The sequence below is a fragment of the Clostridium sp. TF06-15AC genome (assembly GCF_003481165.1).
Taxonomy (GTDB): domain Bacteria; phylum Bacillota; class Clostridia; order Lachnospirales; family Lachnospiraceae; genus Otoolea; species Otoolea fessa.
This window is the reverse complement of sequence record NZ_QUKS01000003.1, coordinates 297,342-311,380: the sequence shown is the minus strand read 5'-3', so window position 1 is coordinate 311,380 and position 14,039 is coordinate 297,342. Positions and strand designations below refer to the sequence as shown.

The following is a 14,039-nucleotide window of genomic DNA, read 5'->3' as shown; positions in this document are numbered from 1 at the left end:
AATCGAGTGAGAATCTTGGAATGAATGAGGATAAACGATGGGCAATGAAGTATTGGAACAGATCATAAAAATCAAGGACGCCGTACCGAAAAAACAGAGAATTCTCTGCAATTATCTGGCGCTGAATTATGAAAAGATCGGCGTGATGACGGTGGCGGAACTGGCGGAAAATGCGGGTGTGGGAAGCACGACAGTCATGCGTCTGGTACAGCTTCTGGGCTTTGACAGCTACACTACATTTAAGAAAGCATTGGCACAGGAATCGCTTTTGAAAAATACAACGCCGTACCGTAGCCTGCGGCAAGAATTTTCCCGTACCTCGGAGACGGCGAGCCGGGATACGTTCCATATGGCGATCGCGGACGGAATCCAGGTGCTTGAAAATCTCTGTACGCCGTCAAACATTTCCCAGTTTGAGGCGGCAATCCAGCTGATGCTGGAATCAGATCAGCTCTATATATTGGGAATGCGTTCCAGCAAGGCGCTGGCGCTGTATTTTGAATATGTGGCAGAGCGCTTTTATCCGCATATCCGCCAGCTCAGCCGGGAGGAAGAGTTTGTCTATGACCGGATTGCAATCAATACGACGCCGAAGGATGTGCTTTTAGTGTATTCGGTCTGGCCATGTACGAAAAAGACGATTCGTGTGGCAGAGTTAGCACATAACCTGGGAATCCCGATGATACTGATCACAAATACAAGCTTAAATCCATTGGTAAAGATCGCAGATGTAGTGATTGATACGAATTCTGTGAACCATCCGAGCGGTGATACTGCTTTGATGCTGGTAACGGAGGCGCTCATGAGTGAACTGGGAAGACGGACCGCACCGGAATCCACGAAGAATATTGAAAAGATCGAACAGGCATTGAATGACAATGGACTGATTCTCTGGGAGAATTAATCGAAGATGTGTAACTGGAAATTCCGATAAAACAGGGCTGCCGTTATTCCTCAAACGGCAGCTCTTCTTTTCGCAAAAATGTCCGGATCGACTCGTCCCACTCGCGTTCCAGCGTCTTGTCTAACGTAAATTGGTTGAGCGACAGCCCGGTGACACAGCTTAAATGCTGGTTTTCATAATGAATATTTAAGAACAGTCCGCCGACCTGCTCCGGGAGCCATTGGCTTTTGCGGGCGGTCAGAAACTGTTCGGTGGCAGCCTTCGGAAGCTTCAAAATGATGGAGAAGCGCTCCGGAAGCTTTTTTCCTTTTATGAGGGAAAAACAGAACGGGCGCAGAGTTTTCCAGGTTGAATATTCTTCAATCTGCCCCTCGGCACGCTCTTCTTCGGAATAAAAGCTTTTATGGACGCGTCCGTCGATGGAGAAGGTGTTGAACGTTACGATCTCCGCTTCCTTGAGCAGAAAGCGGTCAAATGTCTCTCCGATGAACAGTTTCTTGGTAAATAATTTTATATCACAGATATTGCAGGCAATCATATGTGTCCTCGCTGAGATGGTAAATTCGTTATTTTCTGTGTAATGTAGAAACAATAACGTAGATTCTATTTTATCGCAGGCGGGAGGGGGACGCAAGTGACTTCTTATTGGCAAGACGGAGAATTTTAAAATTTTATTAGCACTCAACAAAAATGAGTGCTAATTTTCTATTGACATCTTGGAACGCTGGTATTAAAATAAGAGTCACGGTGATGGAAAATCACAAAAAAAAGAATTTTACAAGCGTATATTTATGTAGCTGGATAGCAGGATTGGACGCGGCAGAGTGAAACTGCCAGACTCCATTTCCGGGAGCGGATATCCACTGTATTTTGCAATCAAAAGGAGTGTATAGATATGGCAGCAAAAACAGGAAGTTTATCAATCAACAGCGAGAATATTTTCCCGATCATTAAGAAATGGCTTTATTCCGATCATGATATTTTCTATCGTGAGCTGATTTCCAACGGATGCGACGCGATCACGAAGCTGAAAAAGCTGGCGCTGATGGGCGAGTATGAGGAGCCGGGAGAGACGGAGTATAAGATTCAGGTTACCGTTAATTCTGAGGACAAGACGATCACCGTCGAGGATAATGGTATCGGTATGACTGCCGAGGAAGTGGAAGAGTACATTAACCAGATCGCATTTTCCGGTGCACAGGATTTCCTGGCAAAATATAAGGACAAAGCAAACGAAGACCAGATCATCGGTCATTTCGGTTTGGGTTTCTATTCTGCATTCATGGTAGCGGACAAGGTTACGATCGATACTCTTTCTTATAAGAAAGACGCAGAGCCGGTTCACTGGGAGTCTGAGGGCGGCACTGAGTTTGCGATGGATAAGGGCGATAAGGAAGGCAATGGTACCAAGATTGTCCTTTATTTAAATGAAGACAGCACTGAGTTCTGTAATGAGTATCGCGCACGTGAAGTCATCCAGAAGTACTGCTCTTTCATGCCGGTTGAGATTTACCTGAAAAATGCAACGGCAGAGCCGGAGTATGAGACGATCGAGAAGGATCAGCTGACCGACAAGGACACCATCGTTGAGACGGTGGTCGAGGAAGCAAAGACCGAGGAAAAGGAGAAAGAGGACGGCACAAAAGAGACCGTGGAGGTATCTCCGAGAACCGAGAAATATAAGATCCTGAAACGTCCGGTGGCACTGAATGACATTCACCCGCTGTGGAACAAGCATCCGAACGAGTGTACCGAGGAAGAATACAAAGAATTTTACCGCAAGGTATTTATGGATTACAAGGAACCGCTGTTCTGGATTCATCTGAACATGGATTATCCGTTCAACCTGAAAGGTATTCTGTACTTCCCGAAGATCAACATGGAGTACGAGAGCATTGAGGGCACTATCAAGCTGTACAACAACCAGGTATTTATCGCGGATAATATCAAGGAAGTTATTCCGGAGTTCCTGATGCTCTTAAAGGGCGTGATCGACTGCCCGGATCTGCCGTTGAATGTATCGAGAAGTGCGCTGCAGAATGATGGATTTGTAAAGAAGATTTCCGATTACATCACCAAGAAGGTAGCGGACAAGCTGACCGGTATGTGCAAGACAGACCGTGAGACCTATGAGAAATATTGGGACGATATCGCTCCATTTATCAAATTTGGCTGCTTAAAGGATCAGAAATTTGCTGAGAAGATGGATGACTACATCATTTACAAGAATCTGGACGGAAAATATCTGACGTTGAAAGACTGCATGGATAAGGCGAAAGAGGAAGGTCATGAGAACCAGATCTACTATGTAACAAATGAGAAAGAGCAGAGCCAGTACATCAACATGTTCAAGGCAAACGGACAGGATGCGATCATCATGTCTCACAGCATTGATAATCCATTCATCAGCCAGGAAGAGCAGAAGCATGAGAACCTGAAATTCCTGCGTATTGATGCCGATGTCAATGACACGCTGCGCGAGGAAGTGAAGGAAGAGGACAAGGAAGCGCTCAAGAAACAGGAAGAGACGTTGACAGAGACCTTCAAGAAAGCACTGGGCGATGATAAGCTGCAGGTAAAGGTTGAGAAGCTGAAGGATGCTGAGATTTCTTCGATGATCACCCTGTCGGAGGAAACACGCCGTATGCAGGATATGATGAAGATGTACAACATGGGCATGGACGCGTCGATGTTCGGCGGCAGCGGTCAGGTGCTGGTACTCAACGCGAACAACAAGCTCGTTCAGTACGTCTTAGAGCACACGGATAGCGAGAATACGCCGAAGATCTGCGAACAGCTCTACGACCTGGCACAGCTCAGCCACGGTTCCCTGACACCGGAGCGCATGACGAAGTTTATCGCACGGTCGAATGAGATTATGGGTATGATGCTGAACTAAGGGCGTCTGGTTTAGGACTGTTTTATATAGGAAAATATGTTAAAATATCATATATGATATAATAACGGAGCTGCTGCACGTAAATGTGGCAGCTCTTTTATTACCTGTCGTAAGAGAGCAAATGGGATTCACTATTTCACGAATTTACTATTTATGATAGAATAGGAGCACTTAGCAAGGTTTTTTCAGATTTGACGGGGAGGTGCGTGTATGTTTGGAATCGGAGGATGGAAACAGGTTGGCGCGACGTTTGATATGAAACGGCAGGCGGCGATCCGGGAGCAGCTGGAACAGGCGGGAATTGAGTATCAGGTCAAGGTGCAGAACCGTCTGAAATCGGGCGTGCTTTCCGGCAATCAGCGGGCGAGGCTGGGAAGTGCGGGAGAAAATGCGGCATCGGAACGGGAATATCTGTTTTATGTGCAGAAAGCAGAGGAGGAAAAGGCGCGCCGTGTGATAGAAAGCGCCGGAAGATAAAACAGGTATTTTCTGGGAATGAAAGGCCTGAATGACGAAGGAGAGAAAATGGGAGAGGGAAACTGGAACGAATCGGATCTTTGGCAGTGGGAGGCAGATGAAAATGGTCTGCAAACGGAACCTGAGCTGCAGAATGCGGTTCAGAGTCCGAAACAAATCCGAAAAACCTGCCGCCGCGAGGTGCGCCGTGTCTGCAATGTCCTCGGCTGGGCGTTGGCATTTTTCAGCGTGATGACGGTGCTTGTCAGCATACTTCTGGAAGTGGCTGGCAACGTATGGGCGGACGGAGGCGTGATCAGTACGTTTTTGAACCGGATGGTAAATGCAGCGTGGTATGAGGACGGCGGAAGCACGCTGGTCATCTATGCGCTGGTTCTTCCATTCGTATTTTTAATTCTGCGCCTTGTCCCGGAAGAACGGGCAGAGAAAATGAAGATTAGTTTCCTGCAGTTCTGTATGTTTTTTATTTTGGCACAGGGATTTGGAACTATCTTTAACCTGCTGGGAAATGCAATCAATGATGCGGTGGCGGCAAGTAGCGGCGGCGATGCATCCGCGATGAACCCGGTCAACGAGATGCTGGATTCGCTCTCGCCGGTAATGATTTTATATGTAGGGTTTTTAGGACCAATTATTGAGGAATATATCTTTCGATGGAAACTTTTAAACCGATTGCGCCGTTTTGGCGATAAGGCGGCGATCACCTACACGGCGCTGATGTTTGGTCTGATGCACGGAAATGTGACGCAGTTTCTCTATGCGGCGGTGATTGGCGTGGTTCTGGGATATGTGGCGGTGAAGACGGGACGGATGCGTTATAACTGTCTGCTGCATATTCTGATCAACAGCTGGTCGTTAGTGATAGCGATGCTTGGAACACAGGATACGCTGCTGCCGCTGTTTATCACGTTTCTGATGACCGGGTTTATGGGCTGCACGATCATCGGGGCGTTTGTTCTGCTGATTTTCAATTTCCGGAAAATCCAGCTGTCCGATGGGGCACTCCCAGAGGGAGTGAAATTCCGCAATATATGTGGGGCAATGTATGGGAATCTCGGAACAGTGGCATTTATTCTGGTAAGTTTGATTACGATGGCGTTTTTCTTGTCGAGATGATGTGGTGGTCAGCTGCTGTTCACAAGCAGGCACTTTTGGAAGTGAAAGTGCCGTAAGATAACGTGGTGGCAGCAGGAATTTGTTGTATTTAAATGCGAAGCCACGGTAAAATCTGTTACTGAGCACGTGTGCGTGAACAATAACACTGTTCATGTGTTTGTCATGTATTTCAGCATGTATTTCACGGGATTCTGCTTGACTTCCTACTGTGTGATTACTATAATAAATAGTAATGAATACTACGTGATGTGAATTGCGTAACGGGAGGACGTTATGTTATATAAAATTATTGGTGACAGCTGCATGGATTTGACGGAGGAACTGAAATTGGATCCGCATTTTCAGATGATTCCGCTGACCCTGCAGATAGGGGATTACAAGGTAACGGATGATGAGACATTTAACCAGAAGGAGTTTCTGGCAAAGGTAAAGGCAAGTCCCGAGTGCCCGAAGACGGCGTGTCCATCGCCGGAGAGCTTCAAGGAAGCATTTGAGGGCGAGGCAGAATATATTTTCGTGGTAACGCTTTCGAACCATCTGAGCGGCTGCTACAATTCGGCGGCTTTGGCAAAACGCCTTTATGAGGAAGAGAACGGAACGGACGGGAAGAAGATTGCAGTCATTGATTCCCTGTCGGCGTCGGCGGGCGAGTTAAATATTGCGCTGTTCATCCGGGATCTGTGCGAGAAAGGTCTTCCGTTTGAGGAGATCTGCAGGCAGACGGAGGCATATCGGGATTCGATGAACACGTATTTCGTCATTGAGACGCTTGATTTCTTAAAGAAAAATGGCCGTCTGACCGGTTTGACGGCTTTTATCGCGTCGGCGCTGAATATCAAGCCGGTTATGGGCGCGGACAGCGGTACGATCATCAAGCTTGATCAGGCGCGCGGCATGACCCGGGCGCTCGACCGGATGGCGGAGATTGCGTGCAAAGAGGGCGGCGATACCGCAAGCAAACGTCTGGTGATCGCACACTGTAATAACCCGGAACGTGCTGAGCACGTGAAAGAGATCATGTGTAAACGGGCAAACTTCCGTGAGGTAGTGATCACGAATACGGCTGGCGTTGCAACCGTGTATGCGGGCGACGGCGGAATCATTATGACACTGTAGGGAGAAAGAGTGGGTGATGACAGCTGGAAAGGTGGAAAACGCTGGACAGCTGCGATTGATTGAGGAAAAATGAAGCATACATTTTTTAGTACATGCACGAAAATGCCGTTCAGATACCGGACGGCATTTCTTTTATCCAGAATTGGAAATTTGACAATTTTGGCAGGAATGACGCTTTTGCTTGGCGGATGCCAGGCGGGAGGTTCCATATGGAAAGAGACAATCTCATTGGAGCCAAAAGACAAAACGGTATCGGAAGAAACGCTTGATCCGGAAACAGATATAGACAGGCAGGTGGAGTCAGAACAGGTAGATGGCGCGGAACTGGGGGTGGAAATGCAGGGGCAGGACGAATCTGGCAAACTTGAGTCAGAACCGGGAGAAAATGATTCAAATGAGTGTTCGCTTCTGTTTGCCGGAGATATCTATTTTTCCAACCATGTTTTAAATGCCTACGACCGTATGGGAGGTATCGGTGGCGTCCTCGGAGAGAGCTTGCGGGAGACGATCGCGGAGTCTGATATTTTTATGGCAAACCTGGAATTTCCGTTCAGCGACCGGGGAACACAGGCGGCGGATAAACAGTTTACGTTCCGGGTATCGCCGTCCCGCGTGTCTATTTTACAGGAGATCGGACCAGACATCGTGACGGTGGCGAACAACCATGCGCTAGATTACGGCACGGACGCACTGCTGGACACGTGCGATACGCTGGACAGTGCCGGGATTTTGCATGTTGGGGCGGGAAAAAATCTGGAAGAGGCGAAACAGCCGCAGATCATTGAGAAAAATGGAAAAAAGATCGGTTTTCTGGGCGCGTCGCGCGTCTTTCCGACGGGCGGATGGGCGGCAGGATCGTCGCATCCGGGTATGTTTTCGGCGTATGACACGGCTTCGGTCGTGCAGGAGATCCAGAAGGTAAAGAAAGAGTGTGATTATCTGGTTGTCTATGTCCACTGGGGTATCGAGCGGAACACGCAGCCAGAGGCGTACCAGCGGGAGATGGGACATCAGTACATCGACGCGGGCGCTGATCTGGTGGTTGGCAGCCATCCACATGTGCTGCAGGGGATTGAGCTGTATCATGGAAAATGGATTCTGTACAGTCTGGGAAATTTTGTGTTCGGAAGCTCGATTCCGGAGACAATGCTGGTGCAGGCGTCGGTAGATGCACAGGGAGAGACGGCGCTTTCAATTGTGCCTGCAACTTCATCTGCCGGATATACGAGAGAGCTGGACGTGGGGAAGAAAGAGGCGTTTTACCAGAAGATACAGGGGCTTTCGGACGGCGTGCAGATTGATGAGAATGGAAAGGTGCAGGTGCAGTAAAATCAATTCGTGAAATCCTGCCCCTGAAAACACCCGCTTTCCCGCAGTGCCTTGGAAAACGCATTCAAAAACGCCCGCTTATTTCCACTCCATTCCGGTGCGACCAGCAATTTTTTCGGTCCATCGCCGCTGATCCGGTGGATGACCATATCGGGCGGCAGCAGGCGGATACATTCGATCAGCAGCTCAATGTATTCGTCCATTGAAAAGACCGGAAAAGGTGCTTGTTCGTAGAGCTCTGCCAGCTTCGTGCCGCGTAAAATGTGGAGAAGCTGAAGTTTGATGCCGTCGATGGCGGGCTGGAAATCGGCCAGATAGCGGACGGTATCGAGCATCTGGGCTTTCGTTTCATCAGGCAGCCCCAGAATGACATGGACGATGACGGTCAGACCGGCGGCTTTCAGTTCACGGACGGCATTTTCAAAGACCGGGAGGGAATAACCGCGCTGGATGCGCGCGGCACTTTCCTCATGGATGGTCTGAAGTCCCAGTTCCACCCAGACCGGTTTTCGACGGTTTAAGCGGGCGAGAAGCTCCATGACATCCGGCGGCAGGCAGTCCGGGCGAGTTCCGATGGACAGAGCAGACACATCCGGGTGGGCGATTGCTTCGGAAAAAAGCGGCTCCAGATAGGAGACAGGCGCATAGGTATTTGTGTAGGACTGGAAATATGCGACATATTTTCCACCCTTTATTTTATTTGCGACACGCGCCTTTGCCGCTTCGATCTGTTCGGTCACGGAGGTGTGAGCCGGCTCTGCAAAATCGCCGGAACCGCCGTGGCTGCAGAAAATGCAGCCGCCCGTTCCCAGCGTACCGTCCCGGTTGGGACAGGTCATGCCGCCGTCGAGCGCCAGCTTGTAGATTTTCTGCCCAAATTGGTCTTTCAGCCATGCGTTTAACGAATAGTAGGGACGACCGTCGGAGTAGCAGCGGGGCATGGAGGAATCCGGCTGTTTGCCGGAGGTGGTGGATGCAGGATGGAATGTTTCGGGTAATGATAGGTATGTTTGAGTGGTTTGCTTCATACGGACTCCTGTGTTTTACTATATAAATGAAAGCTTACCAGAACCACAGCATTTTGTAAATACACGAAAGAATATCGTATTGAGGCATTTTGAGGAAAATGATATAATGAGCGCAGAAGAAAAGAATGCGGCTGCGAAGCAGACATATTCTTTTCTTGCGCCATTAACGAACGAACAGCCATGCGAAGCAGGGCGGTAGAGCGCGATAGCGCGGGTTCGTGAGTTATGATATAATACATACAAGAAGTCAGATTAAATCAAAATATCTGAAATCATAATCATATAAAGGAAACAATTGTTCACGGGTAGGCACTTTTGGAACCGAAAGTGCCGTAAGAAAACGTGGTGGCAGCAGGAATTTGCCGTATTAATATGCGAAGCCACGGCAAATTCCGTTACTGGGCGCGTATGCATGAACAGTAACAAACAATTTGGGGAAAAGGAGAAGGGATATGTCAGTCAAAGAAACACTGAAACAGCTGGAATCTGAGAAAACGAAAGTGCTGATGGCAGAATTATACGGGGCAGAGAAAGCGGAGGAGAACCGGGCGCGTTACCGCTATGTGGCAGAGCGCTTTGAGAAAACATATGGGGAACGTGATATCAAGCTGTTTACTTCCCCGGGACGGACGGAGATCAGCGGCAACCACACCGATCACAATCATGGCAAGGTGCTGGCGGGCAGTATCAACCTGGACTGCGTCGGCGCGGCGGCACCGAACGGAACCGACACGATCCGCATATTAAGTGAGACATTTCATCAAAATTTCAGCATCCATTTAAGCGACCTGAAACCGAGCACGGGTATGAGCGGCACCATCGACCTGACAAAGGGCATTTTAAAGGGCTTTGAGGAGAGAGGATACAAGGTCGGCGGATTTGACGCATACATTACCAGCAATGTTATCAGCGCGGCGGGCGTCAGCTCTTCGGCTTCCTATGAGATGCTGATCTGCTCTATGTTAAATACGATGTTTAACGAGGGAAAGATGGATGTTGTCACCTACGCCCACATCGGAAAATATGCAGAAAACAAGTTCTGGAACAAGGCGTCGGGTCTGCTCGATCAGATGGCATGCGCGGTCGGCGGTCTGATTACGATCGATTTTAAAAATCCGGAAGCGCCGGTTGTGGAGAAGATTGATTTTGATTTCGGCGCGCAGGATCACAGCCTGATGATTGTAAATACGGGAAAAGGCCACGCGGATCTGAGCGCAGATTATTCTTCCGTTCCAAACGAGATGAAAAAAGTAGCGCAGTACTTTGGCAAAGAGGTCTGCGCGGAGATTTCCGAGGAAGAGGTGATCGCAAACCTGGCGAAAGTGCGTGCATTTGCGGGAGACCGTTCCGTGATGCGTGCGTTCCATTTCTTTGAGGAAAATAAGAGAGTGGAGCAGGAAGTAAAGGCCCTTCGGGAAAATGATTTTGCTGCCTTTTTGGAGGGAATCACAGCTTCGGGCAATTCTTCCTGGAAATGGCTTCAGAATGTATACACGACTGCAGACGTGCAGGAGCAGGGCATCAGCATTGCACTGGCGCTGACGGAATTGTTTATCGCGAAAAAAGGACGCGGCGCGTGCCGGGTTCATGGCGGCGGCTTTGCCGGTGTTATCATGGCGATGATTCCGAACGATCTGGTGGACGAGTATACAGAATACATTGAAAATGCGATCGGAGAGGGCAATGTATACCGCATGAGCATCCGCCCGCACGGCGCGATCTGCGTGAGCGAGCGCATCTAAAAATTGGGACCTGGAAAGGCGGTGGAGTTTATGGGAAATAAAAATTTGATTATCACAATCGAGAGGGAGTATGGAAGCGGCGGACGTATTGTGGGACGCAAGCTGGCAGAGGAGCTGGGGCTTCATTTCTATGACGATGAGATCTTAAAGATGGCGTCGGAGAAGAGTGCGGTCGGAGAGGAATTTTTCCGTTTAGCGGATGAGAAAGCGGGAAACAACCTGCTTCACCGTCTGGCTGGCGCGAAGAAGGCAGATGTGTTCGGAAAGCCGTCCCTGAAAGGCGATGTGACATCGCCGGATAACCTGTTTAAATTCCAGGCGATGGTGATGCGGGAGCTGGCAGAACAGGAACCGTGCGTATTTGTGGGCCGTGCGGCTGGCTATGTGCTGGATCAGGACGAGGAGATCGAAAATCTGGTCCGCATCTTTGTCTATGCCGACCGTGTGCGCCGCGTGCAGCGCGTTATGGAAGTAGACTGCATCAGTGAAGAAAGAGCGAAGAAGCGCATCCGGAAGATTGAGAATGAGCGGAAGAATTATTATAAATATTTTACTGGAAATGACTGGAAAAACATGAAGAACTACGATCTTCCGATCAATACGACCCGCCTCGGACTGGACGAGACGGCGGAGCTGATCAAGGAATATGTGAAGCTGCGCGGGTATGTGAAGTAGGGGAAAATGAAAACAACCTGTCTGTGATGCAGGCTAAAAATTTCAGTTGAAGATTGCGGGAAGCAGGGCAGATTTGGAAGATGAGAAGTGCCAGCGGATCGCCAGCTCAATCAGCTCCCAGAATGCTGGGAGAGTGATTCCGGCATTCTGAATTTTCCTTTGACGACAGTAGAATCATTACGACCTTATTACAAATTATTTACGGTTTGAAGTGGCATATTGACGGTCAAAATGGAAAAATGATACAATGATTTCAGAAAGAAAGGGGGCAAAAGCATGAGAAGTGCATCTGAATTTAGGCAAATGGCGCGTGAGACACTGCGCGGAAACTGGAAACTTGCGATGGGAACGGGATTAGCAGCGTCCCTGATTGGTGCGGAGATTGCCGATACGGCGCCAAATGGAATATCAGAGCTGCAAAAAGTGATACAGGCACGACCGGAAGTGAAGAATGTGCTGACGCAGGTATTTCTGATGCGCAGCATGCTTCTGCCCTTGGTGCTTTTGCTTATCTGGGGCTTGATGGTGGTTATTATTGGAGGTGCGGGGCAGATGGGATACGCCCGTTTCCATCTGAATCTGGCAGAGAAAAAGGAAGCATCCTTTTCTGATTTATTTTCCCAGCTTTCGCGGATCACAGATGGCGTGGCGATGGTATTTGTGCGCGGCTTTTATATATTTTGCTGGACCTGCCTGTTTTTCGTTCCGGGTTTCATAAAGACGTACAGCTATGCGATGACACCATATGTGCTGATGGAACATCCAGAATATTCCGCCAACGAGGCGATCACCGAGTCGCGCCGCCTGATGGATGGGAAAAAATGGAATTTATTCTGCCTGACCTTTAGCTTTATCGGCTGGCGGCTGATCTGCAGCATTCAATATATAATACCAGCGGTTCTTTTGTATACACAGGGAAGGCTCAGCGGTGTGACCGTGCTGTTTCTGGTAGGGCTGATGGGACCGCTCAATATTGGCTATCTGTTTCTGCGCCCATATGAGGAGGCGGCATTTGCGGCATTTTATAGGGACGTGCGGGATGAGAAGAGGGAAATAGAAGAGATAGAAATGCGGGATAAGTGGAGTGAGAATGAGCCGGAGGAAAGTGAAAATGCGTGAACTCTGTCTGTACAAAAATGAAATCATTTGCATAGAACTGTGCTTGTGTAAGGATAGACGGAACAATAAAAATCTTTGAAAATCAAATTGGCGAAAGCCCAAAATAAGAATCTGTAATCAAAAATTTCCTCAGAAAGTGGTCAAAATGAAAGCTTTCTGAGGAGTTTTTTTGAGTTGTATTATTTATTTTGTTTTAGTCCATCCGTGCTTTCTCAGACAGCAAATGTTTCTGGCAATAGAAGAATGCCGGAATCAGAAATGCATCGGCGAGCAGCCATGCAAGCGGCGAGGCAAAACAGATGATGATGTAGCCAAAGATCGGTACCAGCAGGAAGCCGACCATGGCGCGGGCGATCATTTCGCAGACACCTGCCAGGATGGCGAGCAGGCTGTAGCCCATTCCCTGAATCGTGAAACGCCATACATTGACGATTGTCAGAGGTATGTAGAACAGGGAGTTGAAGGTCAGGAACAGGTGCGCCTGATGGATTACAACTGTTTCCGAGGCATCGACGAAGAGAAGCGGAATCACGCCGCCAAACACGGTCAGCACGATGCACGCCGCAATGGAGTAGATGCCGCCGATGAGAGTCGCGGACCGGACGCCCTGGCGGATGCGGTCTACCTTTCCGGCACCGGCGTTCTGTCCGGCGTAGGTTGCCATCGTGCCGCCCAGCGCGTCAAACGGGCAGCAGAAGAACATGCCGATCTTCTGACCTGCGGTGACGGAGGCAACCGCGATGGAACCTAAGGAGTTGATGGCAGTCTGGATGACAACCGAGCCGATCGCGGTAATCGAATACTGGAGTCCCATCGGCACACCCATTTTGCAGAGAATGTAAATGTGTCTGCCGCTGATGCGCGTTTCCTCACGGTGCATATGCAGGATTTCAAATTTTTTCTTCATATAGATCAGGCAGAGAATACCGGATACTGCCTGAGAGATAACAGTTGCATAGGCAGCTCCGGCGGTGCCGGTTCCGATCTGTACGATGAAAAGCAGATCCAGCGCAATGTTTAAAAGGCTGGATAAAATCAGGAAATAGACCGGCGTTTTGGAGTCGCCGAGCGCACGGATGATGCCCGCCAGCGTATTGTACAGGTAGGTCGCCGGGATGCCTGCAAATACGAAGAAAATGTAGCTGTACGCGCCGTCGATGATATTGTCCGGCGTCTGCATCCAGACGAGAATCTGGCGTGTCATCAGGCAGACGATCACGGTCATGATCACGGCAAAACAGGAGGCGACCCATCCGGCATTGGCGACGAAACGGCGCATATCCTTGTAATCCTGTGCGCCGAACCGCTGTGCAACCGGAATGGAAAAGCCGGTGCAGACGCCGATGACGAAACCGTTAATCATAAAGTTGATGGCAGAGGTGGAACCGACCGAAGCCAGCGCATCAACGCCGAGAAATTTTCCAACTATGATCGTATCGACCATGCTGTAAAACTGCTGGAATAAAAGTCCCATCAGCATCGGAACCGCAAAGCCCAGAATCAGCTTTGCCGGGCTCCCGTTTGTCATATCTTTTATGGTAGAGCGTTGCGAAGAGCGGCTCATGGAAAAACCATCCTTTCTAAAAAACGATTATAAAACTCTGAGAGTAGATTTTATAAGAAATACATAAAAT

12 protein-coding genes are annotated in these 14,039 nt (G+C 49.0%); 9 read left to right on the top strand and 3 right to left on the bottom strand.

Features of this window, described 5'->3' with window-relative positions:
* Nucleotides 1-37: 37 nt before the first annotated feature.
* Nucleotides 38-904: a MurR/RpiR family transcriptional regulator gene (locus tag DXC57_RS08845; protein ID WP_107001331.1), complete on the top strand. Its 867-nt coding sequence runs from the start codon at nt 38-40 to the stop codon at nt 902-904.
* A 43-nt stretch (nt 905-947) separates the two neighbouring features.
* Here the strand turns inward: DXC57_RS08845 and DXC57_RS08840 are convergent, their stop codons facing one another.
* Nucleotides 948-1,442 (bottom strand): DUF5721 family protein, encoded by a 495-nt coding sequence (locus DXC57_RS08840; RefSeq protein WP_107001332.1) that lies wholly within the window; start codon nt 1,440-1,442, stop codon nt 948-950.
* A 357-nt stretch (nt 1,443-1,799) separates the two neighbouring features.
* On the opposite strand from DXC57_RS08840, the gene htpG reads away from it, so the two are divergent.
* From htpG to DXC57_RS08815, 5 genes are all read left to right on the top strand, one after another.
* The gene (gene htpG, locus DXC57_RS08835) at nt 1,800-3,803 is read left to right on the top strand and encodes a molecular chaperone HtpG (RefSeq protein WP_118652137.1); all 2,004 of its coding nucleotides are present in this window, start codon (nt 1,800-1,802) and stop codon (nt 3,801-3,803) included.
* Nucleotides 3,804-4,013: 210 nt separating this feature from the next.
* Nucleotides 4,014-4,280, top strand: coding sequence for a DUF2007 domain-containing protein (locus DXC57_RS08830; protein ID WP_118473033.1), 267 nt, complete (start codon nt 4,014-4,016; stop codon nt 4,278-4,280).
* 48 nt (nt 4,281-4,328) lie between these two features.
* Nucleotides 4,329-5,396 carry a type II CAAX endopeptidase family protein gene (locus DXC57_RS08825; RefSeq protein WP_182457252.1) on the top strand — a complete coding sequence of 356 codons (1,068 nt, stop codon included), beginning with the start codon at nt 4,329-4,331 and terminating at the stop codon, nt 5,394-5,396.
* Between the two features lie 273 nt (nt 5,397-5,669).
* Complete coding sequence (locus tag DXC57_RS08820; protein WP_118638339.1) at nt 5,670-6,512, top strand: DegV family protein; 843 nt, start codon at nt 5,670-5,672, stop codon at nt 6,510-6,512.
* A gap of 228 nt (nt 6,513-6,740) precedes the next feature.
* Complete coding sequence (locus DXC57_RS08815) at nt 6,741-7,841, top strand: CapA family protein (RefSeq protein WP_243101394.1); 1,101 nt, start codon at nt 6,741-6,743, stop codon at nt 7,839-7,841.
* Between the two features lie 2 nt (nt 7,842-7,843).
* Here the strand turns inward: DXC57_RS08815 and DXC57_RS08810 are convergent, their stop codons facing one another.
* Nucleotides 7,844-8,782, bottom strand: coding sequence for a TIGR01212 family radical SAM protein (locus DXC57_RS08810; RefSeq protein ID WP_118652131.1), 939 nt, complete (start codon nt 8,780-8,782; stop codon nt 7,844-7,846).
* A gap of 539 nt (nt 8,783-9,321) precedes the next feature.
* Between DXC57_RS08810 and DXC57_RS08805 the strand changes: the two genes are divergently transcribed.
* The 3 genes from DXC57_RS08805 to DXC57_RS08795 all read left to right on the top strand — a co-directional run bounded on the left by DXC57_RS08805 (nt 9,322) and on the right by DXC57_RS08795 (nt 12,405).
* Nucleotides 9,322-10,611 (top strand): galactokinase family protein, encoded by a 1,290-nt coding sequence (locus DXC57_RS08805; protein WP_022359915.1) that lies wholly within the window; start codon nt 9,322-9,324, stop codon nt 10,609-10,611.
* Between the two features lie 30 nt (nt 10,612-10,641).
* Nucleotides 10,642-11,286, top strand: a complete 645-nt coding sequence (locus tag DXC57_RS08800; protein ID WP_118652129.1) for a cytidylate kinase-like family protein — start codon at nt 10,642-10,644, stop codon at nt 11,284-11,286.
* Between the two features lie 276 nt (nt 11,287-11,562).
* Entirely contained in the window at nt 11,563-12,405 is an 843-nt protein-coding gene (locus DXC57_RS08795) for a DUF975 family protein (RefSeq protein ID WP_118652127.1), read from the top strand.
* Nucleotides 12,406-12,598: 193 nt separating this feature from the next.
* Here the strand turns inward: DXC57_RS08795 and DXC57_RS08790 are convergent, their stop codons facing one another.
* A complete protein-coding gene (locus DXC57_RS08790) occupies nt 12,599-13,969 on the bottom strand; it encodes an MATE family efflux transporter (protein ID WP_118652125.1) in 1,371 nt (456 codons plus the stop codon).
* Nucleotides 13,970-14,039: the final 70 nt, after the last annotated feature.

Coding starts and splice junctions, on each gene's coding strand:
- DXC57_RS08845 (WP_107001331.1), top strand. CDS start 38: ATGGGCAATGAAGTATTGGAACAGATCATAAAAATCAAGGACGCCGTA.
- DXC57_RS08840 (WP_107001332.1), bottom strand. CDS start 1,442: ATGATTGCCTGCAATATCTGTGATATAAAATTATTTACCAAGAAACTG.
- htpG (WP_118652137.1), top strand. CDS start 1,800: ATGGCAGCAAAAACAGGAAGTTTATCAATCAACAGCGAGAATATTTTC.
- DXC57_RS08830 (WP_118473033.1), top strand. CDS start 4,014: ATGTTTGGAATCGGAGGATGGAAACAGGTTGGCGCGACGTTTGATATG.
- DXC57_RS08825 (WP_182457252.1), top strand. CDS start 4,329: ATGGGAGAGGGAAACTGGAACGAATCGGATCTTTGGCAGTGGGAGGCA.
- DXC57_RS08820 (WP_118638339.1), top strand. CDS start 5,670: ATGTTATATAAAATTATTGGTGACAGCTGCATGGATTTGACGGAGGAA.
- DXC57_RS08810 (WP_118652131.1), bottom strand. CDS start 8,782: ATGCCCCGCTGCTACTCCGACGGTCGTCCCTACTATTCGTTAAACGCA.
- DXC57_RS08805 (WP_022359915.1), top strand. CDS start 9,322: ATGTCAGTCAAAGAAACACTGAAACAGCTGGAATCTGAGAAAACGAAA.
- DXC57_RS08800 (WP_118652129.1), top strand. CDS start 10,642: ATGGGAAATAAAAATTTGATTATCACAATCGAGAGGGAGTATGGAAGC.
- DXC57_RS08795 (WP_118652127.1), top strand. CDS start 11,563: ATGAGAAGTGCATCTGAATTTAGGCAAATGGCGCGTGAGACACTGCGC.
- DXC57_RS08790 (WP_118652125.1), bottom strand. CDS start 13,969: ATGAGCCGCTCTTCGCAACGCTCTACCATAAAAGATATGACAAACGGG.